We start from the raw sequence: 1,950 nt of genomic DNA, 5'->3' as shown, positions 1-1,950 counted from the left end.
GTTCGTGATGCTCGTGGTSCGGTTGCTCGTYGSCTCCACGCYGTACGYRCTCGGGCTGCCGTTCAGGCTCAGSCCSGTGCGGTTGCCGTTCGCGTCGTAGTGGATCGCCCAGCTCGCCGCGTTCGTCGTGATGCCGGTCAGCCGGCTGTTCTCGTCGTAGCCGAACACYTGGTCCAGCGCCGGCTGCGCCGTGCCGTCCGCGCTCAGGTGCGTGAAGCTCACGAKGYGGCTCGCCTCGTCGTAGCGCACATCCCGCAGCGCCTCGCCCAGCGGGTAGCGGATCGCCCGGCCCGCGAGGTCGAAGTGGCGCTCGTTCGCCTTCGTGCCGCTCGCCATCGCCCAGCCCCAGCGCTTGACCGTGCCGGCGAACGGCGTCCACTCGATCTGCGTGATCAGCGGCGTGCCGCCCAACCCGGCCTTGACGACACCGAAGGTTCTCCCAGCGAGAACTTCTTGAATGCGAAGACCGTATCAATGTGTATAAGACTGAAGCACGTGCTCAGCTTGCCTGAAGCCCTTGTCCACCGCTCGTCTCAGAAGTTGCAGGGCTTCCTCGGTAGGCTGACCATTGCGGAACAACCTTACTGCGTACAGATACAGCGTTTCAGGGTTCTCTTGCTCAAACGCGCGCTGGTACCACTTGGCCGCTTCAGCAGGATCGATGGGGTAGTTGTATTGCCCCGTCTCGTAGTACCAAGCCAAGTGATGCTGCGCTTCGCCGTGGCCGCCTTCGGCCGCTCGCTCCAGCCAGTGATTCGCCCGCTCGATGTTCAATGGCAGAACGTTGGCGAATCGATAGTTTTGCCCCACATTCCACTGCGCATCGAGCTCACCTCGCTCGGCGAGCTCTTCAAGGCGGGATAGCCATTTTGAGCTGCGCTCTGAATTTGCTGGCGCACCTTCACCATCTCGATACCAAAGAGCGGTCGTAAAGCACGCCTCCGAGTCGCCCTCCTCGGCGCACTCTTCCATAAGACGCAGCGCGAGGTCCAACCTGTCATGGTCGTAGGCATCCATTGCCTTCAAGAACTTTTCAGATTTTTGCGTCATTCGTCAGTCCTTCCACCGACTACTGGGCCTCGATTGCCTCCACGTATGGTGCCCATTCGCAGCAACTGGTTTACTGTAGGTCCACCACGATGGAATATCTGTCGATTCAGGCGGTCGAACCACTTCTTCTCGCCCTCCGTCAGCTTGTCACATGCTTTTTGCATCTCTTTACTGCTCTCGTAGATTTTTTTGTCGTCCGGCGTCAGTGGCTTCCACGTCTCAGTAGAAATCCGCGCTTCGCGGCCTTGCCCGTCTTTGACGTGAATGTGGTAGGCCGCCCCGGGCCCCTGCCGAGCATGTTCGTTTCCACCTGCTTGCGGGCCCGGATAAGAATGCATCGTCACCTTCCCATCTCGATAGATTTCCATCAATCCATCTGGATCGATGTAGCTCAATGGATTTCCATCCACATACCCGTATGTCGAAGCACTTCCACTCGCCAGCCCGATCGGATCACTCTGCGTGTACTGCCCACCGCCAGCCGCGTAGTACCGGTGGTAGTTGTAGAACAGCCCGCTCTCCTGGTCCGCATACTGCCCCGGGAACCTCAGGTTCTGCACGAAGACCCCCAGCCCGCTCGGGTTGGTCTCCGGCGCGCTCGTCCCGAAGGGCTCCGCCAGCCAGCGCCAGCGCACCCGGTTCTCGCGGTCCACCACCACCCTGGGCGTGTTCAGGTGATCGCTGTGGATGAAGTACACCAGCGGCTCGCCCGATGGGTTCGCCGGGTCGGGCGTGAACATCGCCATCGGCGTGTCGCGCAGCCACACGTATTCCCGCARCGCGGCGCCGTTCTGGTCGTACTCGCCCAGCAGGTGGCCCGMCTGGTCGTACACGAACACCACCGTGCTYTGCGGCCCCGTGCTGCTCACCTTGCGCACGCGCTGCCCGGCCGCGTTGTAC

2 protein-coding genes and 1 pseudogene are annotated in these 1,950 nt (G+C 61.5%); all 3 read right to left on the bottom strand.

The genetic code is table 11. The features are described 5' to 3' along the window. Positions 1-411: pseudogene (locus AC1D01_RS32440) on the bottom strand (hypothetical protein); the annotation flags it as partial. A gap of 60 nt (positions 412-471) precedes the next feature. Further along, positions 472-1,050, bottom strand: coding sequence for a tetratricopeptide repeat protein (locus tag AC1D01_RS32435; protein ID WP_477873611.1), 579 nt, complete (start codon positions 1,048-1,050; stop codon positions 472-474). Further along, positions 1,047-1,950 (bottom strand): RHS repeat domain-containing protein (locus tag AC1D01_RS32430; protein ID WP_477873610.1); only part of this gene is annotated, 904 nt, incomplete at its 5' end. The genes AC1D01_RS32435 and AC1D01_RS32430, both read right to left, overlap by 4 nt.

The organism is Rhizobacter sp. P3_B12 (assembly GCF_056402895.1).
The sequence above is the reverse complement of the archived record's forward strand: the minus strand, read 5'-3'. Positions and strand labels throughout refer to the sequence as shown.